Consider the following 22,125-nt stretch of genomic DNA (forward strand, 5'->3'; position numbering starts at 1 on the left):
GCATGGAACGCATCTACATCGGCATGGGCAGCAACCTTGCTGACCCGGCCGAACAATTGCGCAGCGCCGTCGAGGCGCTGGGGCAATTGCCGCAAACGACCCTCGCCGGTGTTTCAGCCTTCTATCAAAGCGACTCGCTGCTGCCTGGGCAACCGCGTTACACCAACGCGGTCGCGGCGCTCGACAGCTCGCTCGCACCACTGCAATTGCTCGATGCCTTACAGGCGATCGAGAATGACCAGGGCCGCGAACGCCTGGAGCGTTGGGGCCCGCGCACGCTGGATCTGGACATTCTGTTGTTCGGTGATCGACTGATCGACGAACCACGCCTGAAAGTCCCGCATTATCAGATTCAGGAACGCGCGTTCGTCCTGTACCCCCTCGCGGAACTGACGCCGCCAGACCTGCGCTTGCCTGACGGTCGTACCCTCCCCGACCTGCTCACCGCCTGCCCGTTCGTCGGCCTAGAACGCCTCCCGACTGATTAACTGAAATCTCCTGAGCCTTTGTGGCGAGGGGATTTATCCCCTTCGGGTTGCGCAGCAGCCCCAAAAAGGCTGAATCCGATCAGCCTGATGTACCGTGATGGCAGATATAGATATAGGGGGGCGCTGCGCACCCCAACGGGGATAAATCCCCTCGCCACAAAAGCCCTTTTCCAACAAGGTTTTTGTCGGGCAAAAATTCGTTCGTGCTGTATCCCCTCCCCGACATGCTCGCCGCCTGCCTGTTCGTCAGCCTCGAACGCCTCCCGACTGATTGACTGCAATCTCCTGCTGAATGAGCCTTTGTGGCGAGGGGATTTATCCCCGTTGGGTCGCGCAGCAGCCCCCAAAAGGCTGAATCCGATCAGCCTGATGTACCGTGGTGGCAGATATAGGGGGCGCTGCGCACCCCAACGGGGATAAATCCCCTCGCCACAAAAGCCCTTTTCCAACAAGATTTTTGTCGGACAAAAATTCGTTCGTGGTGTGTCCCCACCCCCGACCTGCTCGCCGCCTGTCCGTTCGTCGGCCTAGAACGCCTGCCGACTGATTGACTGCAATCTCCTGAGCCTTTGTGGCGAGGGGATTTATCCCCGTTAGGTTGCGCAGCAGCCCCCAAAAGGCTGAATCCGATCAGCCTGATGTACCGTGATGGCAGATATAGGGGGGCGCTGCGCACCCCAACGGGGATAAATCCCCTCGCCACAAAAGCCCTTTTCCAACAAGGTTTTTGTCGGGCAAAAATTCGTTCGTGGTGTGTCCCCACCCCGACCTGCTCGCCGCCTACCTGTTCGTCGGCCTCGAACGCCTGCCGACTGATTAACTGCAATCTCCTGAGCCTTTGTGGCGAGGGGATTTATCCCCGTTGGGTTGCGCAGCAGCCCCAAAAAGGCTGAATGCGGTCAGCCTGATGTACCGTGATGCCAGATATAGGGGGGCGCTGCGCACCCCAACGGGGATAAATCCCCTCGCCACAAAAGCGGTGCTCCATATCCAGGTTTTTGTCGGACAAAAATTCGTCGAATCAGCCCCGCCGCACCGCTGAATCGCATCAGTAACGCCGGTAACACACCCCTCGTAACATTGCGGTAACACACGTAATTGACTTCCTGTTGGCTCATCACGACTATAGGCGTCCCGCTGCCGCCAACCCGGCACATACGGGCGCAAGCCAGGCCTTATAAGCACGACAAAAGAGCGTGCGCCTGAGTAGATGAAGAATCACGCGCGTTACTCGCAGTAGTTTCCAGAGCGCCTGAACGAGGATTTTTTACATGCCAGCCATCACCCTGACCACGCTCCAGAGCCTCAAGCAGAAAGGTGAAAAGATCACCATGCTGACCTGCTATGACGCGACCTTCGCCCACGCCTGTAATCAGGCGGGTGTCGAAGTGCTGCTGGTGGGCGACTCCCTCGGCATGGTCTTGCAAGGTCACGACAGCACGCTGCCGGTGACTACCGCAGAAATGGCCTACCACACTGCCTGCGTCAAACGCGGCAACACCGATGCCTTGATCCTGGCCGACCTGCCGTTCATGGCCAACGCCACCCTTGAACAAACCATGACCAACAGCGCCATGCTGATGCAGGCCGGTGCGCACATGATCAAGGTTGAAGGGGCTCTGTGGCTGGCCGAGTCGATCCGCCTGCTCGCCGAGCGCGGTGTGCCGGTCTGCGCGCACATGGGTCTGACCCCGCAAGCGGTGAACATTCTCGGTGGTTATAAAGTGCAGGGCCGCAACGAGAATCAGGCGCGGCAGATGCGTGCCGACGCGATCTCGCTGGAACAGGCCGGCGCGGCCATGCTGCTGCTGGAATGCGTACCGAGCGAACTGGCCGCGGAAATCAGCCAGGCAGTGAAAATTCCGGTCATCGGTATCGGTGCCGGTAACGCCACCGACGGCCAGGTGCTGGTGCTGCACGACATGCTTGGCCTGTCGATCACTGGCCGCGTGCCGAAATTCGTCAAGAATTTCATGCACGGTCAGGACAGCCTCCAGTCCGCACTGAAGGCTTATGTGCGCGAAGTCAAAGCCACCACGTTCCCGGGCATCGAACACGGATTCTCTGCATGAATACTGTCAAAACCGTACGCGAACTGCGCGCTGCCGTCGCCCGCGCCCGTAGCGAAGGCAAGCGCATCGGCTTCGTGCCGACCATGGGCAACCTGCACAGCGGCCATGTCGCACTGGTGACCAAAGCCACGCAGCGGGTGGACTTCGTGGTCGCGAGCATTTTCGTCAACCCGCTGCAATTCGGTGCTGGCGAAGACCTCGACAAGTACCCACGCACGCTGGCAGCAGATCAGGAAAAACTGCTGCAAGCGGGTTGCCATTTGCTGTTCGCGCCGACCGTCGACGAGATGTACCCCGACGGCATGACCGGGCAGACCCGGGTCAGCGTGCCGCAACTGTCCGAAGGCCTGTGCGGCGCCAGCCGTCCGGGGCATTTCGAAGGTGTGGCAACGGTGGTCAGCAAGCTGTTCAACATGGTCCAGCCGGATCTGGCGATTTTCGGCCAGAAGGATTACCAGCAACTGGCGGTGATCCGCGCGCTGGTGCATGACCTGAACATGCCGATCCAGATCATCGGCGAGCCGACCGTGCGTGCTGCCGACGGCTTGGCGCTGTCATCGCGCAATGGTTTCCTCAGCGAGGATCAACGCGCCGTAGCGCCAGTGGTCTACCGCGCCCTGAGCAACATTGCCGAGTCGATCAAGCAAGGCGAACGCGACTTCCCGGCGCTGATCAGCGCACAGTCGCAACAACTGGAAGCCGCAGGCCTGCGCCCGGATTACCTGGAAATCCGCCACGCCCTGACCTTGCGTCCGGCAACGGCTGAAGACCGTGATCTGGTGATTCTGGTGGCCGCCTTCCTCGGCACCACACGGATGATCGACAACCTGCACCTGAACCTCGACACCCCGAGCTGAAAACACTGCGAAACCCCCTGTAGGAGCGAGCCTGCTCGCGAATGCGATCCGTCAGCTGACAACGATGTCGACTGATCCGACGCATTCGCGAGCAGGCGCGCTCCCACAGGGGGTTTCGGTGTTAGGAAGATTGAGTTTCAGCTGTATTGCTGCTCATAAAGCCTTCGGGCACACTGCCCGCCGTTTGATTCCAACCCGGGAAACTCCTCATGCACGCGATCATGCTCAAGGCCAAACTGCACCGCGCCGAAGTCACCCACGCAGTGCTCGATTACGAAGGTTCGTGCGCCATCGATGGCGAGTGGCTGGACTTGTCCGGCATCCGTGAATACGAGCAGATCCAGATTTACAACGTCGACAACGGCGAGCGTTTCACCACCTACGCGATTCGTGGCGAAGAAGGTTCGCGAATGATTTCGGTGAATGGCGCCGCGGCGCACAAAGCCAAAGTCGGCGACCGGGTGATCATCTGCGCCTACGCGCACTACAGCGAAGCCGAGTTGCTCAACTTCAAACCGCGCATGCTTTACATGGCTGCGGGCAATGAGCTGAGCCACACCAGCAACGCCATTCCTGTTCAGCTCGCCTGAACCTCCTCATCCTCGTCCGTTTGTCGGACTGTTTCTAACCTTGATGTTAAAAAAGTACCGGAAACAGGTCAGACAAAGTCAAGACAGATCGCAGCGCGAGGTTTACTGTATTCGCCCTGCGCCAATAAATCGTGTCGACGCAGTTTGACCCCATGCCCAAACATGGCATGGCGGTCTGTTCAGTGTTCAAAAGGCCGTTCAAGTAAAAAGGAAAACCGCAGCGATGGCGTACTACCGCACTCCTCACGACGTTACCGCTCTGCCCGCCTGGCAAGCGTTGAAAGATCACCGCCAAGCCATGCAGGATTTCAGCATGCGCGAAGCCTTCAACGCCGATCCGCAACGCTTCAATCAGTTCACCCTGAGCAGCTGCGGACTGTTTCTCGATTATTCGAAGAATTTGATCAACGCCGAGACCCGCAACCTGCTGGTGGGTCTGGCCAATGAAGTCGATTTGAAGGGCGCGATCAAAGCGCTGTTCGACGGCGAAATCGTCAACTCATCCGAAGGCCGCCCGGCGCTGCACACAGCCCTGCGCCGTCCAGTGGGCGACAAACTGTTGGTCAATGGCGTCAACGTGATGCCGGAAGTGCACAAGGTGCTCAACCAGATCACTGATCTGGTTGGCCGTATCCACGACGGTCTGTGGCGTGGTTACACCGAGAAGCCGATCACCGACGTGGTGAACATCGGTATCGGTGGCTCGTTCCTCGGCCCCGAGCTGGTTTCCGAAGCGCTGCTGTCCTACGCGCAAAAAGGCGTGCGTTGCCACTATCTGGCGAACATCGACGGCAGTGAGTTTCACGAACTGACGCAAAAGCTGCGCGCCGAAACCACACTGTTCATCGTTTCGTCGAAATCGTTCAACACCCTCGAAACCCTGAAGAATGCTCAGGCCGCTCGCGCCTGGTACCTGGCTCAGGGCGGTTCTGAGGCAGAGCTGTATCGCCACTTCATCGCCGTATCGAGCAACAACGCGGCCGCCGTGGCGTTCGGTATCCGCGAAGAAAACATCTTCCCGATGTGGGACTGGGTCGGCGGTCGTTACTCGCTGTGGTCGGCCATCGGTTTGCCGATCGCCCTGGCCATCGGCATGTCCAACTTCAAGGAACTGCTGTCCGGTGCCTTCACCATGGACCAGCATTTCCAGACCGCGCCATTCGAACAGAACATGCCGGTGCTGCTGGCCCTGCTCGGCGTCTGGTACGGCAACTTCTGGGGCGCGCAAAGCCACGCAATCCTGCCGTACGATCACTACCTGCGCAACATCACCAAGCACTTGCAACAGCTGGACATGGAGTCCAACGGCAAGAGCGTGCGTCAGGACGGCACCCCGGTGTCGACCGATACCGGGCCGGTGATCTGGGGTGGTGTCGGCTGCAACGGTCAGCACGCTTACCACCAGTTGCTGCACCAAGGCACCCAACTGATCCCGGCCGACTTCATCGTGCCGATCGTCAGCTTCAACCCGGTATCCGACCACCATCAGTGGCTGTACGCCAACTGCCTGTCGCAGAGCCAGGCACTGATGCTCGGCAAGACGTTGCCGGAAGCCGAGGCCGAACTGCGCGACAAAGGCATGAGCGAAGAGCAAGTGCACAAACTGGCACCGCACAAGGTGATCCCGGGCAACCGTCCGAGCAACACCCTGGTGGTCGAACGCATCAGCCCACGTCGTCTCGGCGCGTTGGTTGCCATGTATGAACACAAAGTGTTCGTGCAAAGCGTAGTCTGGGGTATCAACGCCTTCGACCAGTGGGGCGTGGAGCTGGGCAAGGAATTGGGCAAAGGCGTTTACAACCGCCTGGTCGGCAGCGATGAGAGCAACGCTGACGATGCGTCCACTCAGGGCCTGATCAACTACTTCCGCGGTCGTCACCGCGGTTGATTGGATCGCGCAGCCCACAGACTTTTCCTGTGGGCACAGAACTCCCTTGTAGGAGCCGAGCTTGCTCGCGAAGACGGTATGTCATTCAACATCTGTGTTGACTGAACCACCGCTTTCGCGAGCAAGCTCGGCTCCTACAGTTGTTTTGGGGGGCATTCAACATCAGGTTCAGCCATCGGAATGCTGATCCGGCTTGAACCCTTTGCCCTCTCGGCGCATCTTTATTCCTGTCGCACAACAAGAATAAGGAACCGTCATGTTCGATATCAGCACGTTCCCCAAAGCCGATGCCGTCCGCCGGGCTGCTCAGTTGAGTCAGGACGACTATCAGCGCCTGTACCGCGAATCCATTGAACACCCCGGCACCTTCTGGGCCGAACAAGCCACCCGCTTCCTCGACTGGAGCACGCCGTGGCAAACCGTTCAGCGCTACGACCTGAAAACCGGTGAGGCCGCCTGGTTTGCCGGCGGCAAGCTGAACGTCAGTTACAACTGCATCGACCGCCACCTCGAACAACGCGGCGATCAGACTGCCCTTCTTTGGGAAGGGGACGACCCTGCCGAATCCGCGCAAATCACTTATAAAAAACTCCACCACCATGTCTGCCGTCTGGCCAATGTGCTGAAAAGCCGTGGCGTGAAGAAAGGCGACCGGGTGTGCATCTACATGCCGATGATCCCCGAAGCCGCATACGCCATGCTCGCCTGCGCGCGGATTGGCGCGATTCATTCGGTGGTGTTTGGCGGCTTCTCCCCAGACTCGCTGCGTGACCGCATTCTCGATGCCGATTGCCGCACAGTGATCACTGCCGATGAAGGCGTGCGCGGCGGCAAGTTCGTGCCGTTGAAACAGAATGTCGACAAAGCCCTGCAAAGTTGCCCGGACGTCAGCACCGTGGTGGTGGTCGAACGCAGCCAAGGCAACGTCGACTGGATCGAGGGCCGCGACCTCTGGTATCACCAGGCCGTGCGCGACGTCAGCGACGATTGTCCGCCAGAACCGATGGACGCCGAAGACCCGCTGTTCATCCTCTACACCTCCGGCAGCACGGGTAAACCCAAAGGCGTTTTGCACACCACTGGCGGCTACCTGCTGCAAGCGGCAATGACCTTCAAGTACGTGCTCGATTACCGCGATGGCGAAGTGTTCTGGTGTACCGCCGACGTCGGTTGGGTCACCGGCCACAGCTACATCGTCTACGGCCCGCTGGCCAACGGCGCGACCACGTTGATGTTCGAAGGCGTGCCGAGTTATCCGAGCAGCTCACGATTCTGGCAGGTGATCGATAAACACAAGGTCAACATTTTCTATACCGCTCCGACCGCCCTGCGCGCGTTGATGCGCGAAGGTGCCGAACCGTTGAAGGAAACGTCGCGCGCCAGCCTCAGACTACTCGGCAGCGTCGGTGAGCCAATCAACCCGGAAGCGTGGGAATGGTATTTCAATGTGGTTGGCGAACAGCGCTGCCCCATCGTCGACACCTGGTGGCAGACCGAAACCGGCGGCATTATGCTCAGCCCGCTGGTCAGCGCGCAGCGGATCAAACCGGGCTGCGCCACCCAGCCAATGTTCGGCGTGCAACCGGTGCTACTTGACGAGCAAGGCAAGGAAATCAAAGGCGCCGGCAGCGGCGTGCTCGCCATCAAATCCAGCTGGCCGGCGCAGATTCGCAGTGTGTACGGCGATCCGCAGCGGATGGTCGACACTTATTTCAAACCTTACCCCGGCTATTACTTCACCGGCGACGGCGCGCGCCGCGACGAGGACGGTGACTACTGGATCACCGGGCGCATCGACGACGTGATCAACGTCTCCGGCCATCGCATTGGCACCGCCGAAGTGGAAAGCGCACTGGTGCTGCACGACAGCATCGCCGAGGCCGCAGTGGTCGGTTATCCCCATGACGTCAAAGGCCAGGGCATCTACGCCTTCGTCACGCCCATGAATGGCGCCGAACCGAATGATGACCTGAAGAAAGAACTGCTGGCCCACGTCAGCAAGGAAATCGGCAGCTTCGCCAAACCGGATCTGATCCAGTGGGCGCCGGCCTTGCCGAAAACCCGCTCAGGCAAGATCATGCGGCGCATTCTGCGCAAGATCGCCTGCAACGAACTCGACAGCCTCGGCGACACTTCGACCCTGGCCGATCCGAGCGTGGTACAGGGCCTGATCGACAAGCGCCTCAATCAGTAACATTGCGGGCGCGCTCAACCGATCGCGCCCGCCCTTCAGCACTGAGTGGTCATGGAATTCATCCGCAGCCGTATCGAAAACCAACTCATGAGCCTGACCGGGCTGTCGCTCGGTCAGCTCGACCTGGAAAACCCCAAGGGTGATCCCGGCCTGTTCGGCCCCGCCTCCGTCAGTTGGCAGGTGCACGGTGACTTCAGCAGCATGTTGATTGGCGGTATCAGCGCGCTGTTGCTGCAAGCGCTGCATCCGCTGGCGCTGGCCGGGGTTTGGGATCATTCGAACTTTCGCCAGGATATGCTCGGGCGTTTGCGCCGCACCAGTCAGTTTATTTCCGGCACCACGTTTGGCTCGCGCCGGGATGCTGATTGGCTGATCGAGAAAGTCCGCACTATTCACCTGCAAGTGGTCGGTACCGCACCCGATGGTCGGCCCTATGCGGCCAGCGATCCCGACTTGCTGACCTGGGTGCATGTGGCGGAGGTCAGCAACTTCCTTGCGGCGCATTTGCGCTATCGCAACCCGCAGTTGTCGTTGCTGGATCAAGATCGTTATTACGCGGAAATCGCTATCGTCGCTGAGCGTCTGGGCGCACGCGATGTGCCGAAATCGCGACAAGCTGTGGCCGATTACCTGCAACGCATGCGCCCGCAGTTGCTGTGTGATGAACGCAGTCGTGAAGTGTTGCGCTTGTTACTGGCCGCGCCAGCGCCGAGCGTTCTGGCGCGACCGTTTGGCGATCTGATGATGAAGGCAGGAATTGATCTGCTGCCGGACTGGGCCAGTGACATGCTCGACGTCCGCCAGAGCTGGCTGCAACGCCAGTTGATTCGCGCCAGCGTCAAACGCAGCGCACCGATGCTGCGCTGGGCAATGCGCAATGGCTCGGTGCAACGGGCGAAGCGCAGGATGGGCCTGTTGACCTAAAAGCTTCGCGAGCAGGCTCGCTCCCACATTTGGAGTGCATTCCCATGTGGGAGCGAGCCTGCTCGCGATGGCCGCAACTCGATTGCCCGCCAAGCTGCTAAACTCCCGCGCCCCAATTCTCACCAGCAAGGCGCCCGCATGTCTTCCTTGAATCAGGCGCTGCGCGCCGCCCTCGATCAACGCCAGGACTTGCTTGCCGAGTTGCACAGCCAGGGCACCGATTGCTATCGGTTGTTCCATGGCAGCCAGGAAGGCGCCGGTGGCCTGACCATCGACCGCTACGGCCCGCAACTGCTGGTACAGAGCTTTCACCAGACGCTGGAGCGCGACGACCTGCTGCAACTGCACGCCATGGTCAATCAGACCCTGGGGCTCGAAACGCTGCTGGTCTACAACGATCGCTCTCGTGGCAACTCGCGCATCGACCGTGAAGACAACGTCTATAAAGCCGAAGATGCTGCACTGGCTGATCTGGTCGGTCACGAATGGGGTCTGAACTACCGCGTACGCGGGCGTCATGCGGGGCAGGATCCACTGCTGTTCCTCGACCTGCGCAACACCCGCGGCTGGGTCAAGGACCACGCCAAGGGCAAATCCGTGCTCAACCTGTTCGCCTACACCTGCGGCGTCGGCCTCAGTGCTGCGGCCGGGGGTGCGCGTGAGGTGTGTAACCTGGATTTCGCCGAAGGCAATCTGGCAGTCGGTCGTGAAAACGGCCTGCTCAACCCGACATTGCCGCCGATGGAGTTCATCCAGTCCGACTACTTTCCGGCCATCCGCCAACTCGCCGGCCTGCCGATCAGCCAGCGGCGCGGGCAGAAACTGCCAAGCTATCAGCGCCTCGAACAGCGTCAATACGATCTGGTGCTGCTCGATCCACCGGCCTGGGCCAAAAGTGCATTCGGCACCGTCGACCTGCTGCGCGACTATCAGAGCCTGCTCAAACCCGCCCTGCTGACCACCGCCGACAACGGCGTGCTGATCTGCTGCAACAACCTGGCGAAAGTCAGCATGGACGACTGGCGCGAACAAGTGCTGCGCTGCGCCGAGAAGGCCGGCCGCCCGGTGCGCGAGTGGAGCGTGATGACGCCCGGCGCCGACTTCCCGTCGATGGACCAGCAGCCGCCCCTGAAAACCCTCATCCTGCAGCTCTGAGCCCTCCCGCGCGGCTGACAACCATCCAATGTGGGAGCGAGCCTGCTCGCGAAAGCGGTGTATCAACAGCAGATATAGCGACTGATACAACGCCTTCGCGAGCAGGCTCGCTCCCACATGTTATTTATTCCTACAGAAGAATCTGAACAATCCTGTCCCACACCAGGCACTTCGGAACCAGAATCGCGTGCCATACTCCAAGGCACTCCGATTCAGACAGATGAAGCCGCACATGCCCAAAGGATTGATTCGCGCGATAGGCGCTTTGTTGACTGCTCTGGCCCTTTATAGCCTGCTGGGGTTTCTGATTTTGCCGGGCATTGCCCTGCGCATAGCCAACCAGCAACTGGCCAATTACGCGACGGTGCCCGCGCATCTGCAGCGTATCGAGCTCAACCCGTTCAGCCTTGAAGTCACGCTGTGGGGGCTGGTCATTGGCGAGCCGGGTAAGGAACAGGTCGGTTTCGAGCGACTGTACGCCAACCTGCAACTCGACAGCCTGTGGACAAAAGCCCTGCACCTGTCCGATATCGAACTGGAAAAATCCAAAACCGAAATCGTCTTTGGCAAAGACGGCAAGCTCAACCTGCTAAGCCTGTTCAAGCTTCCAGCCAGCGAGCCGACCCCGACCGATCCGAACGCCAAACCTTTCCCGCTGCGCATTGATCGCATCAAACTGGCCGGCGGCATGCTGCACTTCCAGGATGCACGGCCAAGCGAGCCGATCGAATTCCTTTACGACAAACTCGATTTCGAGTTGAAAAACCTCAGCACTCTGCCCGAAGACAGCGCCGATATGACGCTGGTCGCCGCCGGTCCGGCGGGTGGGCAGATCGACTGGAAAGGCAACTTCAGCCTGATCCCGTTCACCTCCGAAGGCACGCTGAAAGTTACCGACGGCAGGATGAAAGCTTTCTGGCCTTACGTGCGTGATTCTGTGCCATTGGTGCTCGAAGACGGCGTGATCAGCCTCAGCACCGAATACAAACTCAATCTGTCGAAAGAAACCGAACTGCTGCTCAATAACGTCGCGGTGAGCATTGCGCCTTTCGCGATCAAGGCGCCGGACGGTCGCCCACTGGCGAAACTCGAACGCCTCGATGTCAGCGAAACCAGCGTTGATCTGGCCAAACAACAAGTGGTGGTCGGCAAGATCCGTAGCCAGAAGCTCGAAACCTGGGCCGCGCTTGAAGCCGACGGCCAACTGGACTGGCAAAAACTGTTCGCCAGTCAACCGTCGAAACCGGCAGCCAAAGCCGCCTCCGAACCAGCCAGTACTCCAGCGGCCGCAGACTCGCCGAAAGCTGAACCGACGGCGCCGAGCAAACCCTGGCAAGTGCTGCTCAAAGACGTGCAATTGCGCAACTACACCGTGCATCTCGCCGACCGTTCGGCAACGCCTGCAGTCGCGCTGGACATCACCCCGCTGAACGTCGACCTGCAGGATTTCGACAGCCTCAACGGCTCGCCCTTCAAGCTCAAGCTCGACAGCGGGCTGGGCAAGCAAGGCAAGATCAGCGCCGATGGCACGGTCAACCTCGCCCCGGTAAACGCTCAGCTCAACGTCAAAACCCAGGACATCGACCTGCGTGTCGCACAGTCGTACATCAATCCGTTCATTCGCCTCGAACTGCGCAGCGGCATGCTGGGCAGTGACCTCAAGGTCAATCTGAAAAGTACCGCGCCGCTGGCCCTCAGCGTGACCGGACGTGCGCAGATCGATCAACTGCACACCCTCGACACCCTGAAAACCCGCGACTTCCTCAAATGGCAGCAAGTGGTGGTGGAAGGCCTGAACTATCAGCACGGCGACAGCCTGTCGATCGACAAGGTCAACCTGTTCCAGCCGTATGTGCGCTTCATGATCAACGATGACCGCACCACCAACATCGATGACCTGCTGATTCCACAGCCTGCCGACAGCGGGGCAAAAACCGCCGCGGCCAAACCGGCCAGCAAAGACAAGCCGTTGGGCATTCACATCGGCGGCATCGCCATCAATGACGGTTCCGCCAACTTCGCCGACTTCAGCCTGACGCCGAACTTCGCCACCGCCGTCCAGCAACTTAACGGCCAGATCGGCACCATCGACAGTCGTCAGACGAAACCAGCCAGCGTCGACATCAATGGCAAGGTCGACCGCTATGCACCAGTGACCATCAAGGGCGCGGTCAATCCATTCGACCCGATGGCCAGCCTCGATATCACCACCAGTTTCAAACGGGTCGAACTGACGACCCTGACGCCCTATTCCGGCAAGTTCGCCGGTTACCGCATCCGCAAGGGACGGCTCAATCTCGACCTGCATTACCTGATCACCAAGGGCCAGCTCAAAGCCGAGAACAAAGTGGTGGTCGAGCAACTGCAACTCGGCGAGAAAGTCGACAGCCCGGATGCCGTCAGCTTGCCGCTGAAACTGGCGATCGCCTTGCTCAAGGACGTCGACGGCAAGATCTCCATCGAACTGCCGGTGACCGGCGACTTGAACAACCCGCAGTTCAGCGTGATGCCGATTGTCTGGCAGACCCTGCGCAACCTCATCGTCAAAGCTGCAGCCGCGCCATTCAAACTGATTGGCGGACTGATTAGCGGCGGCGGTTCCGAAGACCTCGGGACGGTGTCCTTCGCGCCTGGCTCAAGTGACTTGAGCAAGGATGCCCAAGGTGCGCTGGACAAGTTGTCCCAGGCGCTCAAGGCACGTCCGGCCCTGCGCCTGGAAATCGAAGGCACTGCCGCGAAAAGCAGCGACGGCCCATTGCTCGCCGAACAGCGTCTGGAACGTGAATACCAGTACAACTACTACAAGATGCTCCAGCGTCGCGGCGACAAGGTGCCGGCCCAGGCATCGTTGCTGCAGGTGCCGGACGGCGAAAAAGGCCCGCTGCTTGAAGGCATCTACCGCACCCGCCTGAAAACTCAGCCTCCGGCCGAATGGAAGGATCTGGGCAAGGAAGAACGCACGGCGAAAATGCGCGCAGGCGTGATCAGCTTCTGGAGCGGCAGCGATGTATTGCTGCGTCAGTTGGGTCAGGATCGCGCCAGCAGCATCAAGGACTATCTGGTCGACAAAGGCCAGTTGGCGGACGACCGCGTGTATTTCATCGACGCCAACCTTGGCGAGGCTGAAAGCGATGGTCGGGTAGTGACACAAATGCACCTGGATGCCGAGTGATGAAGCGCCAATGGCTGGCCGCGCTGACACTGAGCTTCGCTGCCAGCCATGCAGTGGCGTCCGACACGCTGCGCTGTGGCAGCCAATTGATCAGCCTCGGCGATCGTTCCAGCGAAGTTCTGCAGAAATGCGGTGAGCCAGTCAGCCGCGACGTGCTGGGCTACAAGCGCAGCGCCAATCGCCGGGAAGAGTTTCAGGTCGAGGAGTGGACGTACGGGCCGAGCAACGGCATGTACCAATACCTGCGCTTTGAAGGCAATCGCCTGCGCGAGATCACCAGCAAACGCGGAAACTGATCCGATACCAAACCCTTGTGGGAGCGAGCCTGCTCGCGAAAGCGTTACGTCAGTCGACATCTTCGTCGGCTGACAGAGCGCTTTCGCGAGCAGGCTCGCTCCCACATGGTTTTTTGCGTACCAAATAAAACAGGCCCCGACACGAATGGCGGGGCCTGTAATGGTCACATCCGTGTGACCGTTCGCATGAACTCTAAAGTGGCGGCAGACGTATTGCTCGGCCCGTCTGTCGCGCCTTCTCCCGGTCCAGGCGAGAAGTCATGCCTTACTCGGCTTTCAGGCCGTCAGCGGAGACCGCTTTAACGCCTTTGATTTTCTTGGTGATGTTCACGGCGGTGGTTTTCTGAGCCTCAGTGATGGCTACAGTCGACGACAACGATACAACGCCTTTGTTGGTTTCTACTTTGATGTCGGTGCCTGGGATGCCTTTTTCGGTAACCAGGTCGCTTTTGACTTTGGTAGTGATCCAGGTATCGGAAGTTGTTTCTTTAGCCTTGGTCATTTCACCAGCAGCCAGAGTCATTGGCGCTTGGGAAGTCTGAGTGGTCTGGGCGAATGCACCCGAAGCCATGGTCAGGGTCAGCGCGGTAGCAGCAGCGGCAGTGATAGCGAACTTCTTCATACGAGTAACTCCTGTTTTTCTGGAAAGTCTGCTGCGTGTCTTGTCAGCAGGGTTACGGTAGATATTGCGAACGCTGTGCCAACTTTTGAAAACACAATAAATCGTTATAAATCAATAGTTTACAAATTAAGAAAATCTTCGGAATCATGCAATTTGCATGACCACCGATTAAATCGCATGCAAGTTGCGGTTTTTTGGAAAGTTCCTAAGACGCTGAAATTATTGAAGCTTTTATTTATCGCCGAGAAAAGAAAATGCCCCGTAAAACGGGGCATTTGCAGGCGCGACCTAATTGATCAAGTACCGCTACCTGGGCAGCCTTTAGGCGCGTAGTCGGCGTTGACCGTCGAAGCGCAGCTCCAGGTACCGGTTGTCGAACCGGTGCCGGAAGAACGCGTCAGGGTAATCGTCTTGCCCAGCACCGGAGCCGGTGCGTTGGCCAGCGTACACACGATGGTTCCCGCCCCTGTGGACGCCGTACCCGAAGCGGTCACCGTGCCGCAGTTGGTGGTTGAAAACGTCGCGCTACCCGCGACCAGCGTCAGCGTTGGATCGGTACCTTGGTTGATGGTGTCCTCGAACGGCACTTTCAGGGCGCTGACTTCCGCCAGGCCGGCCGTCACTTTCGAGCGCGCCTGATATTTGGTGTACTGCGGCAACGCAATCGTCGCCAGAATGCCGATGATCGCGACGACGATCAGCAGCTCGATCAGGGTAAAACCTTGTTGTTTTTTCATAGACACGCTCCATGCATGAGTCGAAATCTCATGATCTGCAAAGGACGCAGCATAGCCCATGCCAACGCCTTCAGGCCCTGAGCAGTGGGCGCCGATACCGCGCTACGCCCTTTCCTACAACCTGTAACCGCACTATCTGACACTTTTTGTCACCTGTACCCGCCGTGTTTGGCGCTGTCACTTGACTAGGCTATAAGTCATGAACTGCAAGCGTGCGGAATCCCCATGAATGACATCGCTCTGAGCGGTCTGGCCAAACAATTGGTGCAGGCTGAACTGCTGACGGAAAAAAGTGCACAACAAGCCTGGCAACAGGCCCAGCGCAATCGCCTGTCGCTGGTCAGTTATCTGGTGCAGAACAAACTGGTGAAAGGCTGGCAGGTGGCCGAGATCGCGTCAGAGCATTTCGGCATGGCGTTTCTCGACCTCAACTGCCTGGACAAGGAAACCCAGCCCAAAGGCCTGGTCAGCGAAAAACTGGTGCGCCAACACCACGCCCTGCCCCTGTGGCGGCGTGGCAACAAACTGTTCGTGGGCATATCCGATCCGAGCAATCACCAGGCGATCAACGACATCCAGTTCAGCACCGGGCTGAGCACCGAAGCCATTCTGGTCGAAGACGACAAACTCACCGATGCCATCGAAAAGTTCTTCGACACCCATGCCAGTGGTCTCGAGGAGATGGCCGACGTTGACCTCGACGGTGTCGATGTCCAGTCCATCGACGACGGCAGAGAGGATGCCATCGGCGTCATCGACGCCGATGATGCGCCGGTGGTGCGCTTCGTCCACAAGATGCTGCTGGATGCGATCAAAAGCGGCTCCTCCGACCTGCACTTCGAACCCTACGAAAAAAACTACCGCGTGCGGGTACGCACCGACGGCATTCTGCGCGAGGTGGCCAAACCACCGATTCAACTGGCCGGGCGCATTGCTGCGCGGCTGAAAGTCATGGCCAGCCTCGACATTTCCGAGCGACGCAAACCGCAGGACGGGCGAATCAAGATGCGCCTGTCAAAGAGCAAGTCGATCGACTTCCGGGTCAACACCCTGCCCACTCTGTGGGGCGAAAAAGTGGTGATCCGGATTCTCGACCCGTCCAGCGCGCAAATCGGCATTGATGCGCTCGGTTACGAGCCGGCGCAAAAAGATTTGTACATGGCCGCGCTCAAGCAGCCGCAAGGCATGATTCTGGTCACCGGCCCCACCGGGTCAGGGAAAACCGTGTCGCTGTACACCGGGCTTAATATTCTCAATACCGTCGACATCAACATCTCCACCGCCGAAGACCCGGTGGAGATCAACATGGAAGGTATCAACCAGGTCAACGTCAATCCCAAACAAGGACTCGACTTTGCTCAGGCCCTGCGCTCGTTCCTGCGTCAGGATCCGGACGTGATCATGGTCGGTGAGATCCGTGATCTGGAAACCGCCGAGATCGCCATCAAAGCGGCGCAAACCGGTCACCTCGTGCTCTCGACCCTGCACACCAACAGCGCCGCAGAAACCCTGACACGTTTGCATAACATGGGCATTCCCGGCTTCAACATTGCCACCTCGGTCAGCCTGATCATCGCCCAGCGGCTGGCGCGCAAATTATGCAGCCATTGCAAGAAGCCCATCGAAATCCCCCGTGAAGCACTGATCAAGGAAGGTTTCCCCGCGGAACGCATCGGCCATTTCACGATCTACGAGCCGGTCGGTTGCGATCACTGCAACGGCGGCTATAAGGGGCGCGTGGGGATTTATGAAGTGGTGAAGAACACAGCTGAACTGCAACGCCTGATCATGGCCGAAGGCAACTCGCTGGAAATCGACAGCCAGATGCGGCGCGACGGCTTCGACGACTTGCGCACCTCTGGGCTGCACAAGGCCATGCAAGGCATCACCAGCCTGGAAGAAATCAACCGGGTCACCAAGGACTGAACATGGCGGTCAAGGCAGCGAAAATCAGCATCTACGCCTGGGAAGGTACCGACAAGAAGGGCAGCAAACTCAGCGGTGAGCTCAGCGGACATAACCCTGCACTGGTCAAGGCGCAGCTGCGCAAACAAGGCATCAATCCGGGCAAGGTACGCAAGAAGTCGGCTTCGTTATTGAGCTTCGGCAAGCGCATCAAGGCACAGGACATCGCCCTGTTCACCCGGCAAATGGCAACCATGATGAAGGCCGGTGTGCCGCTGCTGCAGTCGTTCGACATCATCGGCGAAGGCTTCGACAACCCGGCCATGCGCAAACTGGTCGATGAGGTAAAACAGGAAGTCGCGGCCGGTAACAGCTTCGCCACGGCGCTGCGCAAGAAGCCGCAGTATTTCGACGAGTTGTATTGCAACCTGGTCGATGCCGGCGAACAGTCCGGTGCACTCGATACCTTGCTGGAGCGTGTCGCGACCTATAAGGAAAAAAGCGAACGACTCAAAGCCAAGATCAAGAAAGCCATGACCTACCCCACCGCCGTGGTACTGGTGGCCATGGTGGTCACCGGGATTCTGCTGGTGAAAGTGGTGCCGCAATTTCAATCGGTGTTCTCCGGCTTCGGCGCAGAACTGCCGGCGTTCACGCTGATGGTCATCTCGATCTCGGAGTTCATGCAGCAATGGTGGTGGGCCGTACTCGGTGTGGTGATCGCGGCCGTGTTCGGTACTCGCCATGCACTGAAGAAATCCCAGGCGCTACGCGACCGGCGCGACACCTGGCTACTGAAACTGCCGTTGGTGGGCACGCTGATGTACAAGTCCGCCGTGGCGCGATTTGCCCGAACCTTGTCGACCACCTTCGCCGCCGGGGTGCCGTTGGTGGAGGCGCTCGACTCGGTGGCCGGTGCGACCGGCAACGTAGTGTTCAAGCGCGCGGTGCTACGGATTCGCCAGGACGTCGCCACAGGCATGCAGTTGAACTTCTCGATGCGCACCACCGGGGTCTTCCCGAACATGGCGGTACAAATGACCGCCATCGGCGAAGAGTCCGGCGCGCTGGATGAAATGCTCGACAAGGTCGCAGGGTTTTACGAAGAAGAAGTGGATAACATGGTCGACAACCTCACCAGCCTCATGGAGCCGTTCATCATGGTCGTGCTGGGGGTGATCGTCGGCGGGCTGGTCGTGGCCATGTACCTGCCGATCTTCCAACTCGGCTCAGCGATCTGACATGCCTATCGAAGAACTGTTTGCCCTCTATCCTCTGGCCTTTGTCTGTACCGCGCTGCTCCTCGGGCTGGTAGTCGGCAGCTTCCTCAATGTGCTGATCTGGCGCCTGCCGAAAATGCTCGAACGCGATTGGCGCCAGCAGGCCCAGGATGTGCTCGGTTTGCCCGGTGAAACGCCGCAGCCGACCTACAACCTGATGCTGCCCCACTCCGAGTGCCCGCACTGCGCGCACAAGATCCGCCCGTGGGAAAACATTCCGCTGCTCAGTTACCTGTGGTTGCGCGGGCGCTGCTCGGCCTGCGCTGCGTCGATCAGCAAACGTTATCCGCTGACCGAACTGGCCTGCGGCCTGCTCTCGGCATTCATTGCCTGGCATTTCGGTTTTGGCTGGCAGGCTTGCCTGTTGATCTTCCTGACCTGGGGCTTGCTGGCCATGAGTCTGATCGACACCGAGCATCAGTTGCTGCCGGATGTGTTGGTGCTGCCGCTGCTTTGGCTTGGGCTGATCGTCAACAGTTTCGGATTGTTCGTGCCGCTGCACGATGCGTTATGGGGCGCGGTGGCGGGCTACATGGCGCTGTGGTCGGTGTTCTGGCTGTTCAAGTTGCTGACCGGCAAGGACGGCATCGGTCACGGTGATTTCAAGCTGTTGGCACTGTGTGGCGCTTGGGGTGGCTGGCAGATTCTGCCACTGACGATCCTGCTGTCGTCGCTGGTGGGCGCGATCATCGGGGTGATTCTGCTGCGTTTGCGCAAGCAGGAAACCTCGACGCCGATCCCCTTCGGCCCCTATCTGGCAATTGCCGGCTGGATTGCCTTGCTCTGGGGTGGTCAAATAACCGACTTCTATTGGCAGTTTGTCGGTTTGCAATGAATACCCCTGTGAAAAAACCCTGGATACTCGGCCTGACCGGCGGCATCGGCAGCGGCAAAAGCGCGGCAGCCCAGCACTTCATCGACCTTGGCATCCATGTGGTGGACGCTGATCATGCGGCGCGCTGGGTGGTCGAACCGGGGCGCCCGGCGCTGGCAAAAATTGCCGAACACTTCGGCGCCAACGTGCTACAAGCCGACGGCACACTCGATCGCGCCGCCCTGCGCAAACTGATTTTCGAAGTGCCAGAAGAGCGCCGCTGGCTCGAAGCACTGCTACACCCGTTGATCGCCGAGGAAATCGCTCATCACCTGGCGCTGGCAAAATCGCCTTACGCGATTCTGGTTTCGCCGCTGTTGATCGAGTCCGGGCAATACGCGCTGACCCAGCGCATTCTGGTGATCGACGCCCCGCAACAATTGCAGATCGAACGCACCTTGCAGCGTGACCAGACCAGCGAACAGCAGGTTCAAGCAATCCTCAAGGCCCAATCGAGCCGCGAAGACCGTGTGAGCCGTGCCGATGACGTGGTGGTCAACGACCGCGACCTCGCCTGGCTGCACAGCGAAGTCGAACGTCTGCATCACTTTTACCTGACTTTATCCGGAGGCCAAGCATGAGCCAGATTCCCACCGTTGAATGCCCGACCTGCGGCGCGCCCGTCGAATTCACCCCCGAAAACAAGTTTCGGCCGTTCTGCTCCGATCGCTGCAAACTGATCGATCTCGGCGCCTGGGCGTCGGAAGAACACAAGATCCCGGTGGCCCCGGACGCAGAAGACGAGATGTTTTCCGGCGATTTCGATCCACGTCACTGAGGCCGATCAGGGTCGCATAAAGCCGTAGTCCTGATCGTCGTCGAGGTTTTCCGCAAGAAAGCGCAACTCGTCAGCCAGGTCTTCGGCGTTGCGCACCGCCTTGCTCTGTTGCACCACTGCACTGAGCAAGGCGCGCAAACTCAACCCCGGGTCAAAACCCACCTCCTGCGCCATCTCCAGACTCTGCCGGGTTTCCTGCCTCGCCCATTCGTACACACTCATGCCGCTGCTCCTGAAGGGATTTGCCCGAGCATGAAATTTCCCGCGCGGGGCGGGCTTGATGTGGATCAAGACTTCGGATCGTCGTCCTTCCACGGCGCTGAAAGGTAGCGAGTGCGGTTGAAGGTCTCCAGCCATTCAGGGCAGAACACCACCAATGCACTGATGACCATGCCGTTGATAAATGCCTCGGGGAATATGATCAGCCACAGGTAACCAATGAAGTCTTCCAGCCATTCCGGCATGGCGAAGAGGCCGTCGTACCAGAGCAGGGTCAGGCTCAGCAGCAGGCACAGTAACGCCGACAATGCAGCCGCCAGAAACCCGGAACAAAAGATGTACACGAACGGATTACGCGGCTGAGCACGTTCGACGAGAATCGCCACGCACTCGGTGACGGCCACCGGCAACAAGATAAACAGTGCACCGTTGACCCCAAGCGCCGCGAGATCCTGACGCCCGAGTAGCACCAGGCCGATTTGTGCGATCAGCCCGCCGACAATCGCCAGCGGCCAGTCGAGCAGAAGCGTTACCGCTGTCATGCCGATGAAGTGATAAGACACGCCGGTGTCGAAATCCCTGCGCACCAGCCACAACAGAAACAGGGCGAACACTGTGCCAAACAGCAGGTGCTGGCGACGGCTGTCGCTAAACAGCTCGACCCAAGGCGCGCGCATGATCGCCCAGAGCAGCACTGGCAAATAAATCAGCCAGCCGAGCATCAGACTTGTGAACGACAACAGTTCAACACCGATCATGATTCCCTCACGTTTCAGCATTCCCACCCCGCAGGCGCTGCCGAAGGCTGGGATCCTTAAGTTGAAAAGTCTACACCGCTCGATGCAAAGCTATCTGCTTGTCGCATTTGAACGCTAAGCTTGGGCCTATGGATGACTCAGATTATTTACGCCTGCTGACCATCGCGGCCGAGCAAGCCAACGCGTTCCTGTCCAATGCCCGCAAATGGGAGCGTGAGCGTTGGGTCTGCCAGCGCCTGCTGCAAGGCTTGAACATTCCCTACCGCGCCGACGAGTTCGCGCCCGCCGGCGAGCCGCCGGACGTGCTGTTTCGCGACGCCAACTTTGAAGTGTTCTTCGTGCTCGATGAGGGCCGGCGGCTAAACGACGAATGGCGCGATGAGTTGCAGCGTCGACGCAGCGCCTTTTCGCTCAGCCAACTGGTACGCCGCGAAGCCAAACCCAAACGTATCCCGGCCAATGAGTTTCTTCTGCGACTGGCGCCAACCTTGCGTAAAAAAACACACAACTACAAAGAACGCGGCATGGATCTGGGCGAACTGGACATCATCGCCTTCGCCAGTCTCAAGCGCGAAGTGCTGGATTTGAACAGCCACTTTCCGCCGCCGACCGAGTATTTGCGCCAAGGCTGGCGCTCACTGTCGCTGGTCGGTCCGACGTTCGCTCGGGTACTGTTTGCTCACCCGGATGCACCGGATTTCCTGCGCAGCAATCTCGGCCGCAGTATCGTTTTCGATGTCGGAATCAGCCTGTGACGCCACTTCAACAATTGATCGCCGATGTACCGCAAACCGGCCGCGTTCGCTGGATCGGCGTGCGCCCCGAATCCCGTGGGCCGATGATCGAGCTGGATGCCGTGGAAGCACGGCTGGAGGCCGGGCTGACCGGCGATCACGCTCGCCCCGGTGTACGTAACGCACGGCAGGTGACGCTGATTCAGTTCGAACATCTGCCAGTGATCAGCGCGTTGATGGGTCGCTCCGTCGATCAACCGGTCAGGCCTGAAGATCTGCGACGCAACCTCGTTATCAGCGGTATCAATTTGTTTAGCCTTAAAGGTCGGCGCTTTCGTATCGGTCAGGCCATATTCGAAACGACTGGCTGGTGTCAGCCTTGCGCACGCCTGCAGAACAACCTCGGCCCCGGCACCTTTCAAGCCGTGCGCGGGCATGGCGGAATTACCGCGCGGGTGTTACAAAGCGGGATCATTCGCCTCGATGATGGCGTGTCTGTCGAGCCGGTTCCGGACAGCGGCTATGCTGCGTTCAACCCCGGATAAAAACCGCTGTAGCTTGTTCACATTCAGCAACGTCTAC

At 59.2% G+C, this 22,125-nt stretch carries 21 protein-coding genes; 17 read left to right on the forward strand and 4 right to left on the reverse strand.

From position 1 onward, the window contains the following. The first annotated feature begins 2 nt into the window (after window positions 1–2). From folK to JFT81_RS19240, 10 genes are all read left to right on the forward strand, one after another. Entirely contained in the window at window positions 3–488 is a 486-nt protein-coding gene (gene folK / locus JFT81_RS19195; protein WP_201228523.1) for a 2-amino-4-hydroxy-6-hydroxymethyldihydropteridine diphosphokinase, read from the forward strand. Between the two features lie 1,271 nt (window positions 489–1,759). Next, complete coding sequence (panB, locus tag JFT81_RS19200; protein WP_201228524.1) at window positions 1,760–2,560, forward strand: 3-methyl-2-oxobutanoate hydroxymethyltransferase; 801 nt, start codon at window positions 1,760–1,762, stop codon at window positions 2,558–2,560. Continuing rightward, window positions 2,557–3,417 (forward strand): pantoate--beta-alanine ligase, encoded by an 861-nt coding sequence (gene panC / locus JFT81_RS19205; RefSeq protein WP_201228525.1) that lies wholly within the window; start codon window positions 2,557–2,559, stop codon window positions 3,415–3,417. Before panB ends, panC begins: the two co-directional genes overlap by 4 nt. Window positions 3,418–3,626: 209 nt before the next feature. Then, entirely contained in the window at window positions 3,627–4,007 is a 381-nt protein-coding gene (panD, locus tag JFT81_RS19210; RefSeq protein ID WP_201147301.1) for an aspartate 1-decarboxylase, read from the forward strand. Between the two features lie 223 nt (window positions 4,008–4,230). Further along, the gene (gene pgi / locus JFT81_RS19215) at window positions 4,231–5,895 is read left to right on the forward strand and encodes a glucose-6-phosphate isomerase (RefSeq protein ID WP_201228526.1); all 1,665 of its coding nucleotides are present in this window, start codon (window positions 4,231–4,233) and stop codon (window positions 5,893–5,895) included. Between the two features lie 256 nt (window positions 5,896–6,151). Then, window positions 6,152–8,089, forward strand: coding sequence for an acetate--CoA ligase (gene acs, locus JFT81_RS19220; protein ID WP_201228527.1), 1,938 nt, complete (start codon window positions 6,152–6,154; stop codon window positions 8,087–8,089). A gap of 51 nt (window positions 8,090–8,140) precedes the next feature. Continuing rightward, the gene (locus JFT81_RS19225; protein ID WP_201228528.1) at window positions 8,141–9,013 is read left to right on the forward strand and encodes an oxygenase MpaB family protein; all 873 of its coding nucleotides are present in this window, start codon (window positions 8,141–8,143) and stop codon (window positions 9,011–9,013) included. A gap of 138 nt (window positions 9,014–9,151) precedes the next feature. Next, a complete protein-coding gene (locus JFT81_RS19230; RefSeq protein ID WP_201228529.1) occupies window positions 9,152–10,168 on the forward strand; it encodes a class I SAM-dependent methyltransferase in 1,017 nt (338 codons plus the stop codon). A 220-nt stretch (window positions 10,169–10,388) separates the two neighbouring features. After that, on the forward strand, window positions 10,389–13,340 hold the full coding sequence (locus JFT81_RS19235) for a DUF748 domain-containing protein (protein WP_201228530.1): 2,952 nt from the start codon (window positions 10,389–10,391) through the stop codon (window positions 13,338–13,340). Beyond that, on the forward strand, window positions 13,340–13,636 hold the full coding sequence (locus tag JFT81_RS19240; protein WP_201228531.1) for a DUF2845 domain-containing protein: 297 nt from the start codon (window positions 13,340–13,342) through the stop codon (window positions 13,634–13,636). The genes JFT81_RS19235 and JFT81_RS19240 overlap by 1 nt, the downstream gene beginning before the upstream one ends. A gap of 265 nt (window positions 13,637–13,901) precedes the next feature. Here JFT81_RS19240 and JFT81_RS19245 read toward each other — a convergent pair whose 3' ends face one another. After that, the gene (locus JFT81_RS19245) at window positions 13,902–14,258 is read right to left on the reverse strand and encodes a BON domain-containing protein (RefSeq protein ID WP_201147296.1); all 357 of its coding nucleotides are present in this window, start codon (window positions 14,256–14,258) and stop codon (window positions 13,902–13,904) included. A gap of 296 nt (window positions 14,259–14,554) precedes the next feature. Then, window positions 14,555–14,995, reverse strand: coding sequence for a pilin (locus JFT81_RS19250; protein ID WP_201228532.1), 441 nt, complete (start codon window positions 14,993–14,995; stop codon window positions 14,555–14,557). A gap of 225 nt (window positions 14,996–15,220) precedes the next feature. On the opposite strand from JFT81_RS19250, the gene pilB reads away from it, so the two are divergent. From pilB to yacG, 5 genes are read left to right on the forward strand one after another with little or no spacing between them, the layout of a single operon-like run. Beyond that, entirely contained in the window at window positions 15,221–16,921 is a 1,701-nt protein-coding gene (pilB, locus tag JFT81_RS19255; RefSeq protein ID WP_201228533.1) for a type IV-A pilus assembly ATPase PilB, read from the forward strand. Between the two features lie 2 nt (window positions 16,922–16,923). Further along, on the forward strand, window positions 16,924–18,141 hold the full coding sequence (locus JFT81_RS19260) for a type II secretion system F family protein (protein WP_201228534.1): 1,218 nt from the start codon (window positions 16,924–16,926) through the stop codon (window positions 18,139–18,141). A gap of 1 nt (window position 18,142) precedes the next feature. Next, complete coding sequence (locus tag JFT81_RS19265) at window positions 18,143–19,015, forward strand: A24 family peptidase (protein ID WP_201228535.1); 873 nt, start codon at window positions 18,143–18,145, stop codon at window positions 19,013–19,015. Next, the gene (gene coaE / locus JFT81_RS19270) at window positions 19,012–19,635 is read left to right on the forward strand and encodes a dephospho-CoA kinase (RefSeq protein WP_201228536.1); all 624 of its coding nucleotides are present in this window, start codon (window positions 19,012–19,014) and stop codon (window positions 19,633–19,635) included. Before JFT81_RS19265 ends, coaE begins: the two co-directional genes overlap by 4 nt. Further along, entirely contained in the window at window positions 19,632–19,832 is a 201-nt protein-coding gene (yacG, locus tag JFT81_RS19275; RefSeq protein ID WP_127651961.1) for a DNA gyrase inhibitor YacG, read from the forward strand. The genes coaE and yacG overlap by 4 nt, the downstream gene beginning before the upstream one ends. Before the next feature lie 6 nt (window positions 19,833–19,838). On the opposite strand, the gene JFT81_RS19280 is transcribed toward yacG, so the two are convergent. Both JFT81_RS19280 and JFT81_RS19285 read right to left on the reverse strand, forming a co-directional pair. After that, on the reverse strand, window positions 19,839–20,054 hold the full coding sequence (locus JFT81_RS19280) for a hypothetical protein (protein ID WP_007959584.1): 216 nt from the start codon (window positions 20,052–20,054) through the stop codon (window positions 19,839–19,841). 65 nt (window positions 20,055–20,119) lie between these two features. Next, on the reverse strand, window positions 20,120–20,809 hold the full coding sequence (locus tag JFT81_RS19285; RefSeq protein ID WP_201230589.1) for an energy-coupling factor ABC transporter permease: 690 nt from the start codon (window positions 20,807–20,809) through the stop codon (window positions 20,120–20,122). Between the two features lie 128 nt (window positions 20,810–20,937). Between JFT81_RS19285 and JFT81_RS19290 the strand changes: the two genes are divergently transcribed. Both JFT81_RS19290 and JFT81_RS19295 read left to right on the forward strand, forming a co-directional pair. Continuing rightward, a complete protein-coding gene (locus JFT81_RS19290; RefSeq protein ID WP_201228537.1) occupies window positions 20,938–21,564 on the forward strand; it encodes a DUF1780 domain-containing protein in 627 nt (208 codons plus the stop codon). Next, the gene (locus JFT81_RS19295) at window positions 21,561–22,088 is read left to right on the forward strand and encodes an MOSC domain-containing protein (protein WP_201228538.1); all 528 of its coding nucleotides are present in this window, start codon (window positions 21,561–21,563) and stop codon (window positions 22,086–22,088) included. The genes JFT81_RS19290 and JFT81_RS19295 overlap by 4 nt, the downstream gene beginning before the upstream one ends. The last annotated feature ends 37 nt before the right edge of the window (window positions 22,089–22,125 follow it).

Source organism: Pseudomonas sp. TH43, assembly GCF_016650635.1.
Lineage (GTDB): Bacteria > Pseudomonadota > Gammaproteobacteria > Pseudomonadales > Pseudomonadaceae > Aquipseudomonas.